Here is a 21,152-nt window from a genome sequence, read left to right on the forward strand (position 1 = left end):
GATGGCTGCCCCCAGCGGCGTGGCGGGCAGCCATCTGCCGATGATCAACCCGGTGGGGGCGCGGAGCGGTCAGCCGGCGACGACGATCCAGGCGATCAGCGCCACGCCGACGACGACCCACGCGAGCGGGACGCGGTTCACCCAGCGGGCGGTCGCGTACCGGCGCGTGCCGAACAGCACCCAGGCGGCGATCGTCGTCCCGAGCGCGACGAACGGGTAGCCGAACCAGGCGAAGATGATCGCCACAGAGGCCATCGACTCCCAGTTCGCCAGGCTCATGGTCCCGCCGATGGCCACGACGAACCAGGGCAGCAGGTACACGAGGTACAGGCCCTGGAGGACGCCGAGCTCGAGGGCGGCTTCCCGGCGAGGGGCGTCGACGGGGCGCCGGTCCAGCGGCGGGGCGGTGGTCACGGCGGCGGAGCGTAGCGGCGCGAACCCTGTTGATCATCGTCGAACGGTCGTCCGCCACGCCGGAGGCGGCAGCCCGATGACGATGATCAACACTGTTCCCGGCGGGGTCAGGAGCCGGGGAGCACCCGCTGAGAGGTCGAGAGGGTCACACGCCGCCGGCGCGCACCCGGTCCAGCCAGTCCCCCGCCTCGGCGAACGCGTCGTCGCCGGACTCCGCCGGCACGGGACGGTTCTGCCGCCCGTCGGCGCGCGGGTAGGAGCCGAGGAAGCGGACGTCGTCGCAGACCCGGTGCAGAGCGGCCAGCGCCTCGCCCACGCGCCGGTCGGCGATGTGCCCCTCGCAGTCCAGCGAGAACGAGTAGACGCCGAGCCGCTGGCGGGTGGGCCGGGACTCGATGCGGGTCAGCGAGATCCCGCGCGCGGCGAACTCGCGCAGCAGGTCCAGCAGCGCCCCGGTGCGGTCCCCGACGACAGCGACCAGCGAGGTCTTGTCGTTGCCGGTCGGCGCGGGCAGCGGGCCGGGGCGGGTCACCAGCACGAACCGGGTGACCGCGCCCGCGTGGTCGGCGATGTCGTCGGCCAGCGCGTCCAGCCCGTAGCGCTGGGCGGCGATCGCGGCGCAGACGGCCGCGTCGAACTCCCCCGCGGCGACGGCGGCGGCCGCCCCGGCGGTGGAGCTGGCCGGCAGCGGGGTGATGCCCGGCAGGTGGGCCTCGAGCCACCGGCCGGTCTGCGCCAGCGCGTGCGGGTGGCTGGCCACCGAGCGCACCGCGTCCAGCGTCGTCCCGGGCCGCACTGCGAGGGTGAACGCGACCGGGAGGAACACCTCGCGGGTGATGATCAGCGGCTCGCCGTCGGCCAGCCCGTCCATGGTGGCCGGGACCGAGCCCTCCACCGAGTTCTCCAGCGGCACCAGACCGGCGTCCGCCTCCCCGGACCGGACGGCGGCCAGCGTCGCCGGGACACTCGGCCGGGGGGTCCGCGTTCCCCCACCTGTGTCAACGGCACTGCTCAGGGCGGCCTCGGCGAAGGTACCCTCGGGCCCGAGATAGGCGAACCGCGTGGGAGACGTGCTGGGTGGCATCCCGGGCATCCGACGAGGGTAGTGCGGGCGGGGCGTGACGGATGCGCGACCCGGGGGAAGCTGCCTCGCTGATCGGTGGCTCCGGATCCCTCGACCCGGACGACGACCCGCGACTGGAGGTGGCGTGCCCCCCGCCTCGGCAGCCGCTGCCTCCCCGAGCCCGTCGCCGGCCGAGCTGGACCGGCTGCGCGCGGCCCTGTGGCGCCTGCTCGCCGCCGGCGCCCGGAACGACGGCGCCTTCCTCGCCGTCGCCGACGACGTGGACGACGTCCTCGCGTCGAGCACCGACCCGTACTGGACGGCGTGGCGCGCCGCGCTGGCCGCCCGCCGCGGCCTGGCCGACGGCGACTGCGAGGCTGCCAACGAGGCGGTCACCGCCGCCCGGGAGGCGCTGCACGGCTGCCTGCCCTCGGCGTGGACCGCGCTCGCCCTCGCCTACCTGGCCCACCTCGAGGTGACCGCCGACCACGTCGACGCCGCGATGCTCATGGCGGTCGACGCCAGCCTGCAGACCGACGAGCCCTCCGCCCAGGAGCCGTCGCGGCCGCTGCTGCTGGCGCACCGGTGGCTGTCGCTCGCACTGGCCGGGCTGGACCTCGAGGAGCTCGCCGTCGCGCACGCCGGCCGGGCGCAGCGGGTCGCCGCGCAGCTGCCCGACCTCGACGACCGGTGGCGGACGCTGCTGCTCAGCGCGCAGCAGCACGTCGAGCTGGCCCAGACCCTGCACCGGCGCGGCGACCAGCAGCGCGCGCACGAGCTCGCGGAGGAGGCGATCGCCTCCGCCGAGGCCGCGCGCGCCCTGGACCGTGAGCCCCGGCCGGCCGAGGCCGACCTGCTCGACGTCGTCCAGGCCTGGGCGATGACCTGCACCGGCGACCTGGACGGCGCGATCGGCCCGCTGCGCCGGGTGCAGCGCCACGTGCAGGCCGACGGCGGCGTGTGGCTGCGCGGCTACACCGACCTGGTGCTCGCCCGCCTGCTGGCGCGGCTGGCGGCGCGCGACGGCGACCGGATCCGCGGCGAGGAGGCCGTCGAGCTGCTCGTCGACGCCTCGGGCGCCTTCGCGGCGTCGGGCGACCGCCGCCGCTACCGGCAGTGCCTGCTGGAGCTGGGCCGCAACACCGCCGACCTGGGCCGCCCCGCCGAGGCGCTGCACTGGCTGGAGGCCTACCGCGCCGACACCGGCCGGGCGCACGCCCGCGGCCGCGAGCTGTGGGCGGAGATGTTCGTGCGCCGCAGCCGGCTGCGCGAGGCCGAGCGGCAGGCCGCCGTCCTGCGCCGGCACGCGCTGGAGGACCCGCTCACCGGCCTGGGCAACCGGCGCTCGGCCGAGCGCCGGCTGGCCGGGCTGCGCTTCGGCGAGGAGCCGCTCTCGCTGGCGGTCGTGGACGTCGACCGGTTCAAGGAGGTCAACGACGGCGCCTCGCACACGCAGGGCGACGTCGTCCTGCGCCGGGTCGCCGACCTGCTGCGCGAGCACAGCCGCACCGGCGACGAGGTGTTCCGCTGGGCCGGCGACGAGTTCCTGGTGCTGCTGCCGACGGCGACCGAGGCGCAGGCCGTCGTCATCATGGAGCGGCTGCGGGCCGCCGTCGCCGCCGCCGACTGGGGCGACCTGCGGCTCACCGAGCCGGTGACCGTCAGCGTCGGCGTCGCGACCGCCTCGCCGGTCGAGGAGGGCCAGCCCGATCCGGCGGTCGGCTGGCGGGCGCTGTTCGACACCGCCGACCTGCTGCTGTTCTCCGCCAAGCGGAGCGGGCGCAACCGGGTGCGGGCGCCCGGCGGCGGCCCGGCCGACGGGCGGTCGGGGGCGTGACCAGCACCGCGGGATGGGACAGGTGGGACGAGACGGACGGCGGACGGCGCGTTCGCGACCGGGTGCTCGACAGTGACGGAACTCCGGTGCACAGTGCGCTCGTGCCACCCGGGACCCTGCACCAGCGGGTGACGGCCGCGCTGACGAACTGGCAGCTGGACGACGCCGAGCAGCTGCTCTCCGACGTCGACACCGAGCCCTCCCCGTACCAGGCCGCCGAGCCCGAGGTCCCCACCGGCGGCTCCGCCCTGGGCCGCGCCTGGGCCGACACGCTGCGCGCCGAGCTGCTGGTCCGCCGGCTGCGCGTCGCCGGGTTCACCCTCGTCGGCGAGCCGGTGACCCCCGGCGGCCCGGACGGCGCCCGCGAGCCCGCGCTGGACCTGCACGCCGGCGTCGCGGAGCTGATCGACGGCAACGGCCGACCGGCCCCCGAGGGCGCCGACCCGCGCTCGGAGTCCGCCTCGCGCGCGGCGCTGGCCATCGCCCTGGTCCGCTCGGCGAAGGCCGCCTTCGACGCGACCGACGACGCCCTGCAGCGCGCCGCCGGCCTGGCCCGGCACGCGCGCATCGAGCTGCTCTCCCGGCGGATCGACGCCGCGATGGACGAGGCGGTCGAGGCCGCCAGCCTGCTCGACCCCGGCCTGCCGCCGAGCCGGCTGCTGGTCGACACCCTCGGCACGCTCGCCGGCGTGCTCGCCGACCTCGAGCTGATGCCGCTGGCCCTGGACTTCCAGCGCCGCGCGCACGAGGCGGCGGGCTGGGCCGCGGCCGACCCCGCCGTCCTCGAGCCCGGTTCCGGTGACACCGACGTGCTGGTCGCCGGCGCCGCCACCCGGCTGGGCGAGCTGTGCGCCGAGCTCGGCGAGGGCCTGCTGGACGACGGTCTCCCGGAGGCGGCCGAGCCGTACTTCACCGAGGCCCGCGAGCTGGCCGAGGAGGCGCTGCGGCTGCTCCCGCCCGAGTCGCCGCTGGTGGTGGCCGCGCAGACCGTGCACGGCTGGGCGCTCGTGGGCCTCGGCGAGCACGCCGCGGCCACCGGGCAGCTGCGCGCCGCCGTGCGCATCACCTCCGCCACCGACGACCGCGCGCAGCGCGCCACCGCGCAGCTCGCGCTGGGCCGGGCGCTGCGCCGGCAGGGCGACCCCACGGGTGCCGACGAGCACCTGGCCTCGGCCCTGCAGCTGGCCACCGACCACGGCCTGCCGCGCCTGCGCCGGGCCGCGCTGCGCGAGCTCTGCACCCTGCACGCCGAGCTCGACGACGCCGGCCGCGCGCTGCCCTACCTGCAGGCCTACCTCGCCGACGAGCTGGACCGGGTCGACGAGCGGCGCACCCGCTGGGTGGAGCTGTTCGGCCGGCGCAAGAGCCTGCTCGAGACCGAGCGCGCCGCCGGTCAGCTGCGCCGCCAGGCCTACGAGGACCCGCTCACCCACCTGCCCAACCGGCGCTACGCCGAGGCGCGGCTGGACGGGCTGCTCGCCGGCGGCGGCGTGCCCGCGCTGGCCGTCGTCGACGTCGACCGGTTCAAGTCGATCAACGACGCGATCGGCCACCCCGGCGGCGACGCGGTGCTGCGCGCGGTCTCCGAGCTGCTCATCGCCGGCGTCCGCGACACCGACGAGGTGTGCCGCTGGGCCGGTGACGAATTCGTCGTCCTGCTGCCCGACACCACCGCCGAGCAGGCCGAGCGCGCGCTGGAGCGCACCCGCCGCAAGGTCGCGGAGTACGACTGGGCGTCCCTCGGCCTGAGCACGCCGGTGACGATCAGCGTCGGCATCGCCTCGGCCGCCCGCGGCGACGACCGGCGCACGCTGTTCGCCGCCGCCGACGGCGTCCTCTACGACGCCAAGCGCAGCGGCCGCGACCGCGTCGTCCGGCTCTCCGGGGTGACCCAGAAGCGCGCCGGCGGCAGCCCGCTGGACGTGCTGTTCGGCGGGCCCCCGGCCGCGGTCCGGGACGACGCCCCGGAGCCGGCGCCGGTCGAGGAGGTCACCCCGGTGCCCGAGGTCGCCGAGGTGGTCACGGTCGTGGAGACCCCGGCCGACGACGACGGCTTCGCGCCGCTGCTGGTCGCCGACCCGCCGCTGGGCGTGGACCGCCCCGGCGAGCCGCTGCTCGGCCCGGTCCCCACCCCGACGTCCGCGCCCGCCCCCGAGCCCGCCGTCGCCGCGCCCGCGCCCCGCCTCCCCGACCCGGAGGTCGTCTGGGCCACCGGACGGACGACGGAGCAGGTGCTGGCGCTGGTCCGCGAGGCCCGCCGCGAGCACCCCGACCGCCCGGTCCTGGTGCTGCGCGCGAGCGCGGAGACGCTGGTCGCCGTGGCGGCCGAGCACGACGCGTACACGACCATGGACGCCGTCGCGATGGCCGCCGCCGTCGGCCCGCTGCCCGAGCTCGCCGGCCGGGTCGCCGTCGTCTGCGCCGACGGCGCCGGCGCCCCGGTCGCCGCCGAGGTGGCCTTCGTGGCCCGCGTCTCCGGCAGCGCCGCGGTGCGGCACGACGACGTCGCCGGCAGCCGGGTCCGTGCCTTGCTGACCGCGCCCGAGCTGCTGCCCGACGCCGACTGCCTGGTCGTCGTGGCCGGCGCGGACGCCGGGCTGGTGGCCGAGCTGGCCGCCCGCACCGACGTCCCCGTCGTCGCGGTGCCGACCTCGGCGGGCCGGCCGAGCGGGCTCGGGGGCCTGGGCGCGCTCATGACCGTGCTGACCACCGCCCCCGGCGTCGCGGTGGTCGAGGTCGACAACGGCTGGTCGGCGGGGGTCTTCGCCGCCCGCGTCGCCCGCCGCGCTCCCCGCTGACCCCGCGCCCCCGTTGACCCCGCACTCCCCGTTGATCATCGTCAGGTGGCTGCCGCCGTCGGCGTGGCGACCGACCGGATTCCGATGATCAACTCGATGACCGGGCGGCGGCTCCCCCGCAGGCTCGTCCAGCTGTACGTCGGGCTCGGGCTCTACGGCGTCTCGATCGCCGCGCTCGTGCTGGCCGACCTCGGCGTCATGCCCTGGGACGTGCTGCACCAGGGCCTGGCCCGCCAGCTCGGCTGGTCGCTGGGCACGGTGATCATCGCCGTCGGCGTGCTGGTGCTGCTCGCCTGGATCCCGCTGCGCGAGCGGCCGGGCCTCGGCACGGTGAGCAACGTCGTCGTGGTCGGGCTGGCGGCGGACGCCGTGCTCGCCGTCGTCGACCCCCCGGACGCGATGGCCGCCCGGATCGCGCTGGCCGCGGGCGGCATCGTCTGCAACGCCGTCGCGACCGCTGCCTACGTCGGTGTGCGGCTGGGCCCGGGCCCGCGGGACGGCCTGATGACCGGGCTGGTGCGGCGCACCGGCCGGAAGGTCGGGCCGGTGCGCACCGCGATCGAGGTCGCCGTCGTCGTCTCCGGGTGGCTGCTCGGCGGCTCGGTCGGCGTCGTCACCGTCGTCTACGCGCTGGTCATCGGCCCCCTGGTCCAGCCACTGCTGCCCCGGCTGACGGTCGCGGACCGCTAGCCGGCGACGGGGGCGCGCAGCCCGCGCACCACCACCGGGACGACGGCCAGCACCAGCAGCGCGGTCGCCGCCGGGCCGCCCAGCGCCCAGGCCGCGAACACCAGGAGGCCGGCCAGCTCCACGCCGAAGCCCGCGACCGAGGTGACCGTGGCGCGGTAGGGGCCCTCGATGCGCTCCTGCAGCCGGGCCTCCGCCGCGACGACGACCGCGAGGTACAGCCCGTACATGACGGCGAGCGCGGCCAGGGCGGCCGCACCGGGCAGCACCGCGGCCATCGCGAGCAGCACGCCGGCCGCGGCCAGCAGCGCCGGCAGCGCGCCGTCGGGGAGGCCGTCGGCGCGCCCGCCCAGCTCGGCTCCGGCGGCGCCGGCCAGCGCGATGACCAGGACGGCGAGGGGGACGGCGCCGGTCGGCAGCCCCCGGTCGGCGGCGAGCACCGGGAAATACTCCTCGACGGCGTCCAGCCCACCGACCAGCGCGACGGCGACCACCGCCAGCCGCAGCGGCGGCAACCGGACCACCTGCTCCGCACCCGCCCGGAGCGTGGCCAGGAAGGCGTCGGCGCGCTCCCGCGGCGGTTCGGGGAAGCGCAGCGCCAGCACGCCGGCGAGCAGGCAGACCGCCGCGCTCGCCCACCCGACGAGGGCGAACCCACCGGCGGCGTGCAGCGCGGTGGCCGCCAGCGCGGTCGGCACCTGGGCGAGCAGCTCGGCGGCGGTCATCCGGCCGTTGACGCGGGCGAACGCCGCCTCAGCGCCGGCCGCGCGCAGCCCGTCGAACACCAGCGCCTCGGCCGTGCCGGAGCACAGCGCGCTCGAGACGCCCCACAGCGCGAAGCCGACGGCGAAGGATGCCGTCGCCGGAGCCGCCGTCCAGAGCGCGAAGGCGGCCGCCTGCAGCACGGCGCTGCAGACCAGGACGCCGCGGCGGGACCACCGGTCGGCCAGCGCGCCGGCCGGCACCTCCGCCACGAGCCCGGTGACCGACCAGACCGCGAACAGCCCGGAAACCTCGGCCGTCGACAGGCCGCCGCCCAGGAAGAGCAGCGCGTACAGCGGGTAGAGGGGCACGAACTCCGAGAGCGCGGCCCAGCCCACCGCCACCCGGGCCAGGGAGCGGGCGGACGGGGGGAGATCGCTCGAGGCGGTGCGTCAACGGAACGGCATGGCGGCACGCTAGCGCCGCGCGCCGACCGCCGCAGCCGATTTCGGGACGGCACCGGCTATCCTTCCCGGCGAAGGGGAGTAGCCCCCCGTCCGCTGGTCGACATGCTGGCGCGCCCGCTCGCGGGTCGCCCGGTCAGCGGGTCCGCGCCCCGGCGCGGATGGGCGAGACCTTCGATCGCAGCCATCCGCGCTGCCGGTCGGAGGCTGCCCAGCTCCGTGCGGCGGTGCCCAGCGGAAGCAGGAATCTCGTGGTCCTCTCGGTCGTCCTGGCCGCGTTCGTGCTGGTGCTCCCCGTGGAGCTGCCGGACAAGACGCTGTTCGCCAGCCTGGTGCTCGCCACCCGCTTCCCCCCGCTGCCGGTGTTCCTCGGCGTGGGGGCCGCGTTCGGCCTGCAGGTCGCCATCGCGGTGACCGCCGGCTCGCTGCTCTCGCTGCTCCCCGAGGCACTGGTCAGCGGCGTCGTCGCGCTGCTGTTCCTGGTCGGCGCGGTCATCCTGTGGCGCAGCGCCACCAGCGGACCCGAGGACGCCGACGACGCCGGCGAGGGCAAGCGGGGGACGTCGTTCCTCCGCGTCGCCGCCATCTCCTTCGGGGTGCTGTTCGCCGCCGAGTGGGGCGACCTCTCCCAGCTCGCGACGGCCGGGCTCGCCGCCCGCTTCGACGACCCCCTGTCGGTGTTCGTCGGGGCCTGGGCGGCGCTGCTCGTCGTCTCCGGGCTCGCCGTCTTCCTCGGCAAGAACCTCGCCGACCGGCTGCCGATCGCGCTCATCCGCCGGGTCGCGGCCGGCCTGTTCCTCGTGTTCGCGCTGGTCGCGGTCGTGGAGACGGTCCGCACGCTCACCTGAGCCCCGGGCCGGAAGGCCCCCGCCGGGCGACCGCTGCCGGGCGACCGCTGCCCGATCACCACCCGGATGCGGACCGGCGTGGCCTCCTCCCCGCCGATGACCACCCGGATGCGGACCGGCGCGGTCTCCCGTCCGGGCGACACGCGCTTGACCCTGACGCGACGTCAGGGGGTTGGCTCTCCCCTGTCGGAGGAAGGGAGGGCCCGGTGAACGTGGGCGAGGTCGCGGCGCTGGCCGGCGTCACGGTGCGCACGCTGCACCACTACGACCGGATCGGTCTGCTGTCGCCGTCCGGACGGAGCGCGGCCGGGTACCGGCGGTACGCGCCGGCCGACCTGGACCGGTTGCACGCGGTGCTGCTGTACCGCGCGCTCGGGTTCTCCCTGGAGGAGGTCGCGACCCTGCTCGACGACCCGTCCGCCGATCCGGTCGAGCACCTGCGCCGCCAGCACCGGCTGCTGCTCGACCGGCAGGACCGGACGGCGGCGATGGTCGCGGCCGTGGAGAAGGAGCTGGAGGCACGCACGATGGGGATCTCCCTGAGCCCGGAGGAGCGGTTCGAGGTGTTCGGCGAGCACGACCCCGCGCAGCACGACGCCGAGGTCGAGGAGCGCTGGGGCGACACCGACGCCTACGCGCAGTCGAAGCGGCGGACCGCGGCCTACTCGAAGCAGGACTGGCTGCGGATCAAGGCCCGGGCCGAGGACCTGGAGGCGCGGTTCGCCGCCGCGCTGACCGCGGGCGTGGCGCCCGACTCGGAGCAGGCCATGGACCTCGCCGAGGAGCACCGGCAGCAGATCACCGCCACCTACTACGACTGCCCGCCGGAGATGCACGCCGCGCTGGGCCGGATGTACGTCGAGGACGAGCGCTTCGCGGCGCACTACGACGGTCGCGCCCCGGGGCTGGCGCGGTACGTGAGCACCGCCGTCGTCGCCAACGCCGCCCGGCACGCGTAGGCCCTCCACGAGATCTGCACACTCGCTGCCTTCCCGCGCCGGAAAGCCCCGACTGTGCAGATCTCGGGCCGGGAGACCGATGTCACCGCGTCCGGGACGCACCGCGGCCGGGGTCAGCCCGCATCCTGGCGGGGTGGGGTGGGTGATCGCACGGCTGCAGCAGCCGTGGGTGCAGCGGACGATCCGGGCGGCGCTGGCGGCGGGGCTCGCCTGGCAGGTGGCCCTGCTGCTGCCGCCGGCGCTGTCCGACTACGCCTACTACGCCCCGCTGGGCGCGATCATCGCGGTCAGCCCGACGATCGCCGACTCCGCGTCCGCGGCCTGGCGCAGCGTCGCGGCGATCCTCACCGGCTTCGGCCTGGCGGTCGCGGTCTACGAGCTCACCCACGCCGTCCCGAACGCGCTGACGATCGCGCTGATCGTGGCGCTGGCCGTGGTCGTCGAGCAGCTGAAGCTGTGGCGCGAGCAGGCCAGCTGGGTCAGCTTCGCCGCCGTCCTCATGATCACCGTGGGGACGGCGGACCCCGGCGACTACGCGCTGCGCTACGCCGGCCTGACCTTCCTGGGTGCGGCGATCGGCGTGCTGGTGACGACGCTGCTGTTCCCGCCGCTGCAGCTGACCCGGGCGGTGGAGCAGATCGCGCTCACCCGCGGCCTGCTCTCCCGGCACCTGCGCGACATCGGCGCGACGCTGCGCGACGGCCGGGTGCCCGACGTCCCGGAATGGGACGACCGCAACGGCCAGCTCGACCGCGCGCTGGACCGGATGCGGTTCGCCGCCACCCGGGTCGAGCGGGCGCGGCGGGCCAACCCGCGGGCCCGCCGCTGGCAGGGGCGGGCCGTGGAGATCCGCGAGGAGTCCCGCGCGGTGGACCGCGTCGCCGTCCTCGTCGACGACCTCACCGACCTGCTGGTCGAGTTCCACCCGCACCGGCGCGGGATCGACCAGTTCGACGCCGGCACCGGCTGGGTGCTGGCCGACGCACTGGACAGCCTGGCGAGCGTGGTCTGCACGCCGTACCACACCACCGACGGCTCGACGCCGGACCAGCGGGACGCCGAGATCGCCCGGGCGGGCGCCGCGCTGCACCGGCTGGTGACCCTGCTGCGCCAGTCGACCGCCGAGGACGACGAGGGCTTCTTCGCCCTCGGTGCGGTCGCCGTCGGTGTCCGGCGCAGCCTGGCCGCGCTGCAGGCCGAGGAGCGGCTGCCGGCGTCGGTCTGAGGCCCGTCAGACCCGGATGAGCAGCTCGCCGTGCATCATCCCGAGCCAGCCGTCGTCGGCGTCCCGCCAGGTGCGCCAGGCGTCGGCGAGCCGGTCCAGCTCGGCCCGGTCGGCGAGCCCGTAGGCCACCGCCTGCTCGGCGAAGGACGACGCGGTCGCCCGGCCGGCCCACGAGCCGCCCCACCACTCCCGCTCGGCGGGTGAGGCGTAGCACCAGGACGACGTCGTCGCGGTCACGTCGCGCAGCCCGGCCGCGTGCGCCCAGGACAGCAGCCGCCGGCCGGCGTCGGGCTCGGCGCGGTTGGCCCGCGCGACGCCGTAGTAGAGCTGCAGCCAGCGCTCCAGCCCCGGGTTCGCGGGGAACCAGGTGAACGTCGCGTAGTCGACGTCCCGGACGGCGAGCACCCCGCCGGGCCGGCAGACCCGGGCCAGCTCGCGCAGCGCGGCGACCGGGTCGGTGAGGTGCTGGAGCACCTGGTGGGCGTGCACGACGTCGAAGGAGTCGTCGGGCAGGTCGAGGGCGTAGACGTCGCCGACCTCGAAGGTCACCTCCACGCCGGCGCGCCCGGCCGCGGCGCGGGCCTCGTCGAGCGGATCGGGCGAGACGTCCAGCCCCAGCACCCGGCCGGGGGCGACCCGCGCGGCGAGGTCGACGGTGATCGTGCCGGGCCCGCAGCCGACGTCGAGCAGGTCGAGACCGGGGCGCAGCAGCGGGATCAGGTGCGGCGCGGAGTTCTCCGCGGTGCGCCAGCGGTGCGACTGCAGGACGGAGTCGGCGTGCCCGTGCGTGTACGTGTCCACGCGGGTAGTCCTACTCCGCGCGTCCCACTCAGCGAAACAGCATTCCCGCTAGGTGGGATCAGAGCTCGTCGGCCAGCACCTGCTCCGCCACCGGCACTGCGCGCGCCCGGTCCTCTGGCACCAGGCCGAAGCGGGTGCGGCGGTCGAGCAGGTCGGCCACCGTGCGGGCCCCCTCGGCGCGGACCGCGAAGCGCAGCTCCCCCACCGTCTCCGGGCGCCCGGCGACGACGAGGTCCGGGCCGAGCGCCTCGACGTCGGCCGCCTCGGTGCCGTAGCGGGCCACCAGCCGCGCCGGCGCGGGGAGCGCGTCCAGCGCGATCCGCGGCGCCGCCCCCACGAGGGGGAGCCGGGCGGTCGTCGAGCGCGCCGTGCCGCCGAGCCGTTCTACGACGGCGTCGACCGCCTCCTCCGCCATCGCCCGGTAGGTGGTCAGCTTGCCGCCCACGACCGAGAGGACCGGTCCGTCCCACGCCAGCAGGTGCTTGCGGGAGAGGTCGGCGGTGGCGTCTCCGGGGCCGGCGCCGGCCGACGCCGGCAGCACCAGCGGGCGGTAGCCGGCATAGGCGCCCACGAGGTCGGCGCTGGTCAGCGGCTCGGCCAGCACCTGGTTCACCGTCGCCAGCAGCTGCTGCACCTCGGCGTCGGAGGGCTGCGCGTCGTCGTCCGGGACCGGGCCGTCGACCGGCTCGTCGGTGATGCCGAGGTAGACCAGGCCGTCGGCCTGCGGCAGAGCGAAGACGTACCGCGAGCGCGAGCCCGGCAGCGGCACGGTCAGCGCCGCGGACGGCGAGCCCAGCCGGTCGGCGCGCAGCACCAGGTGCGAGCCGCGCGAGGGCACCAGCCGGATGCCCGGCGCCAGCCGCTGCGCCCACACCCCGGCCGCGTTGACCACCGTCCGGGCCCGCAGGGTCAGCGCCTCGCCGTCGACGTCGGCGTGCACCTCGACCGACCCCGAGGCCGCGCCGTCGACCGCGCCGTCGACCGCCGTGACCGTGGCACCGGTCAGCACCCGGGCGCCGTGCGCGGCGGCGGTGCGGGCCAGCGCAGACGACCAGCCGCACGTCGTCGCTCAGCTGCCCGTCCCAGAAGACGACGCCGCCGCGCCCCGGCCGGACCGCGGGCACCAGCCGGCCGACGGCGTCGGCGTCCACCCGCCGCGTCGAGGGCAGCGAGCCGCGCCCGCCCGCCACCGAGAGCCGCACCAGGTCGCCCAGCCGCCCGCCGACGGCGCCCAGCGCGCTGACGTCGCGCCCCGCGGCGTCGGGGATGAGGAACGGGAGCTGCCGCACCAGGTGCGGCGCCGTCGTCCCCATGAGGACGGCGCGCTCGCGGGCGCTCTCCCGCGCCAGGCCGATCTCGCCGTGCGCCAGGTACCGCAGCCCGCCGTGCACCAGCTTCGACGACCACCTGCTCGTGCCGGCGGCCAGGTCGGTCCGCTCGAGCAGCACCACCGACAGGCCGCGGGCCGCGGCGTCCAGGGCCACGCCCGCGCCGGTCACCCCGCCGCCCACCACGACGACGTCGACCAGCGCGCCGGCGGTCGCCTCGAGGTCCCGCGCCCGCCGCGCAGGCGACAGCGCGGCGGTCACTGCGGTCTCCCACCGACGGGCACCGGCAGACTGTAGCCGTGGCCGACCAGCCGGAACTGACGATCCAGGGTTGGGGTCCCCCGCCGTCCGGGGGCTCCACCGACGCCGCGGGCCCGCCCGCCCTGGAGGAGGCGCTGCCCAAGGCGGCCCGCCGCCACCTCGCCAAGGAGCTCGGCTGGACGCCGCGGCACACCCCGCCGGTGCCCGTCGCCGACATCCGGCTGACGCCTCCCCGCCTGCCCGAGGCGACGCTCGCCGCGCTCACGGCGCTGCTGGGCGAGGACAACGTGCGCACCGACCGCGAGGCGCGGCTGCTGCGCGCCGGCGGCAAGAGCTACCTGGACCTGCTGCGCCGGCGCGCGGGCGACGCCAGCGACGCCCCGGACGCCGTCGTCCTCCCGGGCACGACCGAGGAGACGGCGGCGCTGCTCGCGCTGTGCAGCGAGCACGACGTCGTCGTCGTCCCGTTCGGCGGCGGCACCAGCGTCGTCGGCGGGCTGGCCGGCGTGGACCCCGACGACCGGCCGGCCGTCGCGCTCGACCTGCGGCGCATGGCGTCGGTGCAGGCCATCGACGTGCCGTCGTCGATGGTGACCGTGGGCCCCGGCATGCGCGGCCCGCAGCTGGAGGCGGCGCTGGCCGCGGAGGGTCTCACCTTCGGCCACCTGCCGCAGAGCTGGGAGTTCGCCACCCTCGGCGGCTACGCGGCGACCCGCAGCTCGGGGCAGGCGTCCACCGGCGTGGGCCGGTTCGACGACCTGGTCGCCGGGCTCACGCTGGCCACGCCGTCCGGCGTCCTCGAGGTGGGCCACCCGCCGGCGTCGGCCGCCGGCCCCGACCTGCTCGGGCTGGCGCTGGGCTCCGAGGGCACGCTCGGCGTCATCACCGAGCTGACGCTCCGGGTCCGCCCGAAGCCGGCCACGACGTCCTACGAGGGCTGGTCGTTCCGCACCTGGGCCGCGGGGCTGGCCGCCCTGCAGCGGCTCGCTCGGCACGACCTGCTGCCCGACGTCGTCCGCCTCTCCGACGTCGACGAGACGCGCGCCAACCTGCTCATGTCCGCCGGCACCGGCGCGCGGTTGCTGCGCGGCATGCTGCGCGGGCGCGGGCACGGCGAGGGCTGCCTGCTGGTGGTCGGCTGGGAGGGCCTGCCCGACATCGTGCGGGCGCGGACGCGGGCGGCGTCGTCCCTGCTGCGCGCCGGTGGCGGGATCCGGCTGGGCCACCAGGTCGGCGAGTCGTGGCGCAAGCACCGGTTCGGGGCGCCCTACACCCGCGACACGCTGCTCGACTCCGGCCTCATGGTCGAGACGCTGGAGACCGCGGCGAGCTGGTCGGCGCTGCCCACCGTGTACGACGCCGTCGGCCGGGCGCTGCGCGCGTCGCTGACCGCCGGCGGCCGCCGTCCGCTGGTGATGACGCACCTCTCGCACGGCTACCCGACCGGCGCCTCGCTGTACTTCACCGTGCTGGCCGACCGCGACGACGAGCTGCCCATCCAGCAGTGGCTGGGCGCCAAGCGGGCCGCGACCGACGCGCTGCTGGCCGCCGGCGGCACGCTCACCCACCACCACGCCGTCGGCGCCGACCACCGGCCCTGGCTGGACCGCGAGATCGGCGCGCTCGGTGTCGAGGTGCTGCGCGCGGTCAAGGCGCGGCTGGACCCGAAGGGCATCTGCAACCCCGGCGTCCTGCTCCCCGACTGAGCGCGACCGGCCCCGCGCTGGGATCAGGGACCCTGATCGTCGAGCGTCCTCCCTCAGCGCAGGACGTGAGGGAGGACGCAGCACGATCAGGTTCCCTGATCGTGGCGGGCCCCCGCGCGACGACGCCGCGGACCGGGGGCACGGGTCCGCGGCGTCGTCCGGGCAGGCGTCAGAAGGCGTGACCGAAGGAGAAGACGCGGCGCGGGTCGACCGCCGCCTTCACCTCGGCCAGCCGCTCGAAGACGCCGGGCGGGTAGGCCGCGGCCACCTCGTCGGGGCCGGACACGTCGCCGAGGAAGTTGATCAGCGTCTCCGGCGACCGCCACGGGGCCAGCGTGCCCAGCACGCCGCGCACCACCACCGGGACCACGTGCGCCAGCTCGGGGACGCCGGGCGCGATCGCGTTGACGGCGTAGCGGGCCGACCGGCCCGGCACCGCGTTGGGCACCTTCGCCGGCCGCCCGAGCGCCCCGCCGAGCAGCCGGATCTCGACCATCATCAGCGGGATGTCCTGCTCCGGGCCGACGGCGGCGAGCAGCGCGTCGACGCCCTCCTCGGTGAGGTCGGTGAGCAGCTGGCCCTTCTCGTAGGCGGGCAGCGGGTCGACCGGGTCCATGTGGATCGAGTCGGTCTCGTCGCTCCGGATCGGCCCGACGAAGCCCAGCAGCACGCGCCCGGCGTCCCGCATCGGGGCCAGCAGCCGCTCGCCCTCGGACACGTAGGTGCCGGAGTAGGAGTACCGCAGGTGGACGGCGGTCTGCCCGCGCAGCGGCGGCGGCACGAACTCCTCGTCGGGCATCCGCAGGACGGCCACCGAGGTGCCGACCTCCTCCGGCAGCGTCGGCGCCCAGCGGCGGAACGCGTGCAGGACGGCGGCCATGTCCTCGCCGGCGAAGAAGATGCCGCCGGCGTACAGCCCGCCGACCGGCACCAGCTCGATCTCGATCGCGGTGACGACGCCGAAGTTGCCCTCGCCGCCGCGGACCGCCCAGAAAAGCTCCGGCTCGGAGTCCGCCGACAGCGTGCGCTGCCGCCCGTCCGCGGTGACCAGCTCGATCGAGCGGACGTGGTCCGCGGCGAAGCCGTAGTGCCGGCCGAGCGAGCCGAGCCCGCCACCGAGGGTGTAGCCGACGACGCCGACGTCGGAGGACGAGCCGCACAGCCCGGCCAGGCCGAACTCGGCGGCGGCGTCCATGACCCGCTGCCACTTCACGCCGGCCTGGACGCGGGCGACGCGGCGCTCCGGATCGATGGAGACGCCCTGCATCCGGCGGGTGGTGATCATCATCGCGCCGTCGGCGTTGCGCACCGGGCCGTGGCCGGTGGCCTGGACGGCGACGCCGAGCCCGTGCGCGACCGCCCAGGAGACGGCGGCGGCGACGTCGGCGGCGCAGGTGGCGCCCACCGCGATCGCCGGGGTGTGCTGCACCGCGACGTTCCACGTGGCGACCTCGGCGGCCATGCCGTCGTCGCCGGCGGCGTAGACCGGGCCGTGGACCTGGCTGCGCAGGGCCTCGACGGCGAGGGCTGAGAACGGCGGCACGAGGGTGTCGACGGCGGAGAGGTCCCGCAGGACGACGGGTCGGTCGGACTCGCGGGGGGTGGGGAGGGACATCGGGTTTCCTTCTCGCGGCCGCGGTCGGGCCGCGGATCGGGGACGCCGCGTCGGCCGCGGCGGGGAGGGACGGCGGAAGCGTCGGCCGCCCCGCTTGTCCGCCGCTTGGAGCGCACTAGGACCGCCGCTGCAAGCCCGCCCGCCGCACGTCGCGGGCGCAAAGGGGTGCCGCCACGGGCCCGGAACGAGGAACATCGCGCGACGTGCGTTTCCGCGTCCTCGGCCCGCTCGAGGTCACCGGCCCCGACGGCCGGCCGCTCGACGTGGGTGGGGCCAAGCCCCGGGCCCTGCTGGCGCTTCTGCTGGCCGACGCCGGCCGCGTCGTCGGCGTCGACCGGATCGTCAGCACGCTGTGGGGCGAGGAGCCGCCGCCCACGGTGACCGGCACGCTGCAGGCCTACGTCTCGCACCTGCGGCGCGTGCTCGAGCCCGACCGGGGGCCGCGCGAGGCGCCGACGGTGCTGGTCACCCGCCCACCCGGCTACCTGCTGCGGGCCGACGCCGCCGAGCTGGACCTCCTCCGGTTCGGCGAGCTGGTCGAGGCCGGGGACGCCGCGGTGGCCGACGGCGACCCGGAGCGGGGCGTGGCCCTGCTGGACGAGGCGCTGGGCCTGTGGCGCGGGGAGCCGCTCGCCCGAGCTGGGCGACCTGCCCGCCGCCGCGAGCGACCGGCTGCGGCTGGCCGAGCTGCAGGTCCGCGCCCGGGAGCGGCGGTGCGACGCGCTGCTGGCGCTGCGCCGACCCGAGGCCGCCGTCCCCGATCTCCAGCACCTCGTCGCCGAGCACCCGCTGCGCGAGCGGCTCTGGGCCCGGCTGGTGACGGCGCTGTACGCCGCGGACCGGCAGGCCGAGGCGCTGGACGCCTGCCGGCGCTGCGCCGCGCTGCTCCGCGACGAGCTGGGCATCGACCCGGGCCCCGAGCTGCGCGACCTCGAGCAGGCGGTGCTCCGCCAGGACCCGCGGCTGCTCGAGCGGCTGCCCCGCCCGGTGCTGCCGGCCGCGCCCGCTCCCGCGCCGAGCTCGTCGGTCGACGCGCTCGTGGGCCGCCGGGCGGAGATGGACCAGGTCCGCGCGATCGCCGAGCAGGTCACCGGCGGGCGTTCGGCGGTGGTCGTCGTGGAGGGCGAGGCGGGCATCGGCAAGACCCGGCTGGCCGAGGCGGTCGCCGACGGCGCCCGGCTGCTGGGCTGGCCGGTCGCCTGGAGCCGCTGCGCCGACGACGCCGGCGCACCCGCGCTGTGGCCGTGGACCCAGGTGCTCGAGCAGCTGGGCCAGCCCGAGCTCGACCCGGCCCCCGCCACCCCCGGGGACGACGCCGACGCCGCCCGGTTCCGGCTCTTCCAGGACCTGCGCGCCCGGCTCACCGCGGCCGCCTCCCGCCCGGTGCTCGTCGTCCTCGACGACCTGCAGGGCGCGGACACGACGTCGGTCGCGCTGCTCGGCCTGCTCGCCCGCCACCTGCCCCGCGCGCCGGTGCTGCTCGTCGTCACCGCCCGGACCGTCGGGGAGCAGCTGCCCGAGGCGGTCGCCGACTGCCTGGGCCGGCTGGCCCGCGAGCCCACCGCGGCGTTCCTGCGGCTGCGCGGGCTGGACGCCGAGGCCGTCGGCGCGCTGCTGGCCGCGCAGCTGGGCTCCCCCGGCGACCGGGCGCTGGCCGTCGCGGTGCACGACCGCACCGCAGGCAACCCGTTCTTCGTCGTCGAGCTGTCCCGCTGGATGGTCGGCGCCCACGACCTGCACCTGGACGACGTCCCGGTGCCGCCGTCGGTCGGGGAGGTGCTGCGCACCCGCCTGGCCCGGCTGCCCGAGGGCACCCGGGAGGTGCTGGAGCTGGCCGCCGTCGCCGGCCGGGAGGTGTCGCTGGACCTGCTCGAGGCGGCGGGCACCCCGGCCGAGGACGCGCTGGCCGCGATGGACTCCGCCCTGGCCGTCGGCCTGGTCGTGGAGGGCGGCCGGCCGTGGCGCTGGCGGTTCACCCACGCGCTGGTGCAGGAGGTGCTCGCCGGCGACCTGCCCGCGATGCGGCGGGCCCGGTTGCACGCGCGGATCGGGGAGGCGCTGGAGCGGCGGCTCGCCGGCACGACCGACGACGGCCTCGTGGAGCGGCTCACCCACCACTTCGTCGCGGCGCTGCCGGTGGTCGGGCCCGGGCCCGCGCTGCTCTACCTGTCGGCGGCGGCCCGCGCCGCCCGCGCCCGGCTGGCCCACGGCGAGGCGGCGGCGCACGGCCGGCAGGCCCTGGCGCTGCTCGACCCGGAGGCCCCCGACGCCGCGCGCACCCGGCACGACCTGCTCACCGCCCTGGGCAACGACCTGCTGCGCAGCGGCCAGCTCACCGAGGCGCGCGGAGTCGTGGCCGAAGCGATCGGGCTGGCCCGGCAGCTGGGCGACCGGGAGTGCCTGGCCGAGTCCGCGGCGGTCTGGGGCAGCGTGACGCTGTGGAACTGGCGGCCGCACGGCGTGGTCGACGCCGACATGGTGGGCGTGCTGGAGGACCTGCTCGCCGAGCGCGACGGGTACGACGACCCCACCACCGCGCGGCTGCTGGGGACCCTGGGCGTGGAGCTGGCGTTCGGCCCGGACGACCGCGGGGTGCGGGCGGCGGAGCGGGCCGTGGAGATGGCCCGCCGGATCGGCGCGACCCGGAGCTGCTCGGCCGCACGCTCAACAACTTCTGCCTCGCCGTGTGGGGGCGCCCGGGTGCCGCCGAGCTGCGGCTGGCCGCCACCGACGAGGCGCTGGCGCTCACCGGCCGGGGGCTGCCGCGGCGGACCGAGTTCATGGCCTACCTGCACCGGGCCGCGATCCGGCTGCACCTGGGCGACTCGGCCGGGTTCGAGGCCGACCACGACTCCGCCCGGCGGATGGCGGTCTCGCTGAGCGGCCCGGAGGTGCGCCCGCACGTGCTGTGGCAGGCCGGCGGGCTGGCCTGGCTGCGCGGCAACGCGGCGCGCGCCGAGGAGCTGACCACCGAGGCCTACGAGCTGTTCCGCCGCGTGACCCCGCACGCGCGGCACGCCTACGCAGCGCACCAGTTCACCCTGCGGCGGGCGGACCACCGCGAGGCCGACGCGCTGCCGCTGCTGGTCGAGACCGGCGACGAGGGCAACCCGCTGCTGCAGGAGATGGCGGTCCTGTCGGCCGCCGAGTCCGGCGACGTCGCCGAGGCCCGGCGGCTGCGCGCCCGCTGGGGGCGGACGCTGGTGCGCGACTGGGCCAGCGACGTCGCCCTCTACCTGCAGGCGGAGAGCTCGCTGTGGCTCGGCGACGAGCCGGACTGGGCGGCCGCCGCGGAGTCCCTGCTGCCCTACCGCGGCCGCCAGGCCGTGCTCGGGACGCCGTCGCTCACCCTGGGCGCCTACGACGAGCTGCTCGGCCGGATCGCCGAGCGGCGCGGGGACGTCGACGGCGCCCGGCGCTGGTGGGCCGCTGCGCGGGAGCAGGGCGAGCTGGTCGGCTGCCCCCACCAGGTCGCCCTGGCCGCGTCGCACCTGTCCCGCGTGCCCGCCCCCGCCTGACCCCCCCCGGTCCGCGCCACGATCAGGGAACCTGATCGTGGCGCGTCCTCCCTCACCGTGGGAGCTGAGGGAGGACGCTCGATGATCAGGTCACCTGATCATCGCGGGGGGCGCTCAGGTCGCGATGCCGCCGTCCACCGGGATGATCGTGCCGGTGAGGTAGGAGCCGGCGCGCGAGCTCAGGAAGACCGCGATGCCGGCCATGTCGTCGGGCCGGCCGATGCGGCCGAGCGGGACGCGCTTGTTCATCTCGTCGCCGGCGGCGGCCAGCGTGGCGGCCATCATCTTCGACTCGAACGGCCCGGGGGCGACGGCGTTGACGGTGATTCGCCGCGGCGCGAGCTCCTTGGACAGGTTGCGGGTCAGCTGGTGCACCGCGGCCTTGGAGGTCGAGTACGAGTAGGTGCGCGCCGCCGAGGGCTGCAGGCCGGCGATGCTGCCGATGTTGATCACGCGGGCCGGGTCCTCGTGCGAGGCGGCCTTCTCCAGCAGCGGCAGGAACGCGCGGGTCACGAAGAACGGCGCCTTCAGGTTCAGGTCGAGCACCTTGTCCCAGGCGGACTCGGGGAACTTCTCCAGGTCCTCACCCCACGTGGCGCCGGCGTTGTTGACCAGGATGTCGACCTGCTCCTCGCGCTTGCCGACCTCCTCGGCCAGGCGGAGGCACTCCGACTCCTTCGACACGTCGGCCGGGATGGAGATCGCGGTGCCGAACTCCGCCAGCTCGGCGACGGCGGCGTCGCCGGCGTCGGCCTTGCGGGAGCTGATGTAGACGCGGGCCGCGCCGGCCTGCAGGAAGCCCCGGGCGATCATCAGGCCGATGCCGCGGGTGCCCCCGGTCACCACCGCCACCTTGCCGGTCAGGTCGAACAGGTCCACGCCGCACCTCCGTCGTCGGGTCCCCGGCTGCGCTGCCGGCCCGTTCC

The 21,152-nt window shown here is 76.9% G+C and carries 16 protein-coding genes and 2 pseudogenes; 10 read left to right on the top strand and 8 right to left on the bottom strand.

The features are described from left to right. Positions 1-69 precede the first annotated feature (69 nt). On the bottom strand, positions 70-414 hold the full coding sequence (locus tag JKP76_RS04030) for a hypothetical protein (protein ID WP_200489657.1): 345 nt from the start codon (positions 412-414) through the stop codon (positions 70-72). Positions 415-559: 145 nt separating this feature from the next. After that, positions 560-1,507, bottom strand: a complete 948-nt coding sequence (gene pheA, locus JKP76_RS04035) for a prephenate dehydratase (protein WP_200489658.1) — start codon at positions 1,505-1,507, stop codon at positions 560-562. 115 nt (positions 1,508-1,622) lie between these two features. Here pheA and JKP76_RS04040 point away from each other — a divergent pair, with 115 nt between their 5' ends. The 3 genes from JKP76_RS04040 (at position 1,623) to JKP76_RS04050 (ending at position 6,802) form a co-directional block, all read left to right on the top strand. Continuing rightward, positions 1,623-3,314 carry a GGDEF domain-containing protein gene (locus JKP76_RS04040; RefSeq protein WP_309232837.1) on the top strand — a complete coding sequence of 564 codons (1,692 nt, stop codon included), beginning with the start codon at positions 1,623-1,625 and terminating at the stop codon, positions 3,312-3,314. Between the two features lie 101 nt (positions 3,315-3,415). Beyond that, positions 3,416-6,112, top strand: a complete 2,697-nt coding sequence (locus tag JKP76_RS04045) for a diguanylate cyclase domain-containing protein (RefSeq protein WP_309229375.1) — start codon at positions 3,416-3,418, stop codon at positions 6,110-6,112. A 45-nt stretch (positions 6,113-6,157) separates the two neighbouring features. Beyond that, positions 6,158-6,802 carry a YitT family protein gene (locus JKP76_RS04050; RefSeq protein WP_200489660.1) on the top strand — a complete coding sequence of 215 codons (645 nt, stop codon included), beginning with the start codon at positions 6,158-6,160 and terminating at the stop codon, positions 6,800-6,802. On the opposite strand, the gene JKP76_RS04055 is transcribed toward JKP76_RS04050, so the two are convergent. After that, the gene (locus JKP76_RS04055) at positions 6,799-7,905 is read right to left on the bottom strand and encodes an MFS transporter (RefSeq protein ID WP_309229374.1); all 1,107 of its coding nucleotides are present in this window, start codon (positions 7,903-7,905) and stop codon (positions 6,799-6,801) included. The genes JKP76_RS04050 and JKP76_RS04055 overlap by 4 nt on opposite strands. A gap of 311 nt (positions 7,906-8,216) precedes the next feature. Here JKP76_RS04055 and JKP76_RS04060 point away from each other — a divergent pair, with 311 nt between their 5' ends. From JKP76_RS04060 to JKP76_RS04070, 3 genes are all read left to right on the top strand, one after another. Further along, positions 8,217-8,813 carry a TMEM165/GDT1 family protein gene (locus tag JKP76_RS04060; RefSeq protein WP_200489661.1) on the top strand — a complete coding sequence of 199 codons (597 nt, stop codon included), beginning with the start codon at positions 8,217-8,219 and terminating at the stop codon, positions 8,811-8,813. Positions 8,814-9,019: 206 nt separating this feature from the next. Beyond that, a complete protein-coding gene (locus tag JKP76_RS04065) occupies positions 9,020-9,772 on the top strand; it encodes a MerR family transcriptional regulator (RefSeq protein WP_200489662.1) in 753 nt (250 codons plus the stop codon). A 142-nt stretch (positions 9,773-9,914) separates the two neighbouring features. Next, the gene (locus JKP76_RS04070) at positions 9,915-10,997 is read left to right on the top strand and encodes an aromatic acid exporter family protein (protein ID WP_200489663.1); all 1,083 of its coding nucleotides are present in this window, start codon (positions 9,915-9,917) and stop codon (positions 10,995-10,997) included. Positions 10,998-11,003: 6 nt separating this feature from the next. Here JKP76_RS04070 and JKP76_RS04075 read toward each other — a convergent pair whose 3' ends face one another. The 3 genes and pseudogenes from JKP76_RS04075 to JKP76_RS23865 all read right to left on the bottom strand — a co-directional run. Then, positions 11,004-11,798 (bottom strand): methyltransferase domain-containing protein, encoded by a 795-nt coding sequence (locus JKP76_RS04075; protein ID WP_200489664.1) that lies wholly within the window; start codon positions 11,796-11,798, stop codon positions 11,004-11,006. Between the two features lie 58 nt (positions 11,799-11,856). Next, complete coding sequence (locus tag JKP76_RS23860) at positions 11,857-12,213, bottom strand: glycerol-3-phosphate dehydrogenase C-terminal domain-containing protein (protein ID WP_375335641.1); 357 nt, start codon at positions 12,211-12,213, stop codon at positions 11,857-11,859. 177 nt (positions 12,214-12,390) lie between these two features. Beyond that, positions 12,391-13,387: pseudogene (locus tag JKP76_RS23865) on the bottom strand (FAD-dependent oxidoreductase); the annotation flags it as partial. Between the two features lie 38 nt (positions 13,388-13,425). Here JKP76_RS23865 and JKP76_RS04085 point away from each other — a divergent pair. Beyond that, positions 13,426-15,093, top strand: coding sequence for an FAD-binding oxidoreductase (locus tag JKP76_RS04085; protein WP_200489665.1), 1,668 nt, complete (start codon positions 13,426-13,428; stop codon positions 15,091-15,093). A 169-nt stretch (positions 15,094-15,262) separates the two neighbouring features. Here JKP76_RS04085 and JKP76_RS04090 read toward each other — a convergent pair whose 3' ends face one another. Further along, positions 15,263-16,708 carry an FAD-binding oxidoreductase gene (locus JKP76_RS04090; RefSeq protein ID WP_200489666.1) on the bottom strand — a complete coding sequence of 482 codons (1,446 nt, stop codon included), beginning with the start codon at positions 16,706-16,708 and terminating at the stop codon, positions 15,263-15,265. A gap of 263 nt (positions 16,709-16,971) precedes the next feature. Between JKP76_RS04090 and JKP76_RS23870 the strand changes: the two are divergent. The 3 genes and pseudogenes from JKP76_RS23870 to JKP76_RS04105 form a co-directional block, all read left to right on the top strand. After that, positions 16,972-17,316: pseudogene (locus JKP76_RS23870) on the top strand (winged helix-turn-helix domain-containing protein); the annotation flags it as partial. Positions 17,317-17,347: 31 nt separating this feature from the next. After that, positions 17,348-19,588 carry a BTAD domain-containing putative transcriptional regulator gene (locus JKP76_RS04100; RefSeq protein ID WP_255522570.1) on the top strand — a complete coding sequence of 747 codons (2,241 nt, stop codon included), beginning with the start codon at positions 17,348-17,350 and terminating at the stop codon, positions 19,586-19,588. Continuing rightward, entirely contained in the window at positions 19,489-20,226 is a 738-nt protein-coding gene (locus tag JKP76_RS04105; protein ID WP_200491434.1) for a hypothetical protein, read from the top strand. The genes JKP76_RS04100 and JKP76_RS04105 overlap by 100 nt, the downstream gene beginning before the upstream one ends. 114 nt (positions 20,227-20,340) lie before the next feature. On the opposite strand, the gene JKP76_RS04110 is transcribed toward JKP76_RS04105, so the two are convergent. Then, positions 20,341-21,105, bottom strand: a complete 765-nt coding sequence (locus JKP76_RS04110; RefSeq protein WP_200489668.1) for an SDR family oxidoreductase — start codon at positions 21,103-21,105, stop codon at positions 20,341-20,343. Positions 21,106-21,152: the final 47 nt, after the last annotated feature.

The sequence above is a fragment of the Blastococcus sp. TML/C7B genome (assembly GCF_016612845.1).
Taxonomy (GTDB): domain Bacteria; phylum Actinomycetota; class Actinomycetes; order Mycobacteriales; family Geodermatophilaceae; genus Blastococcus.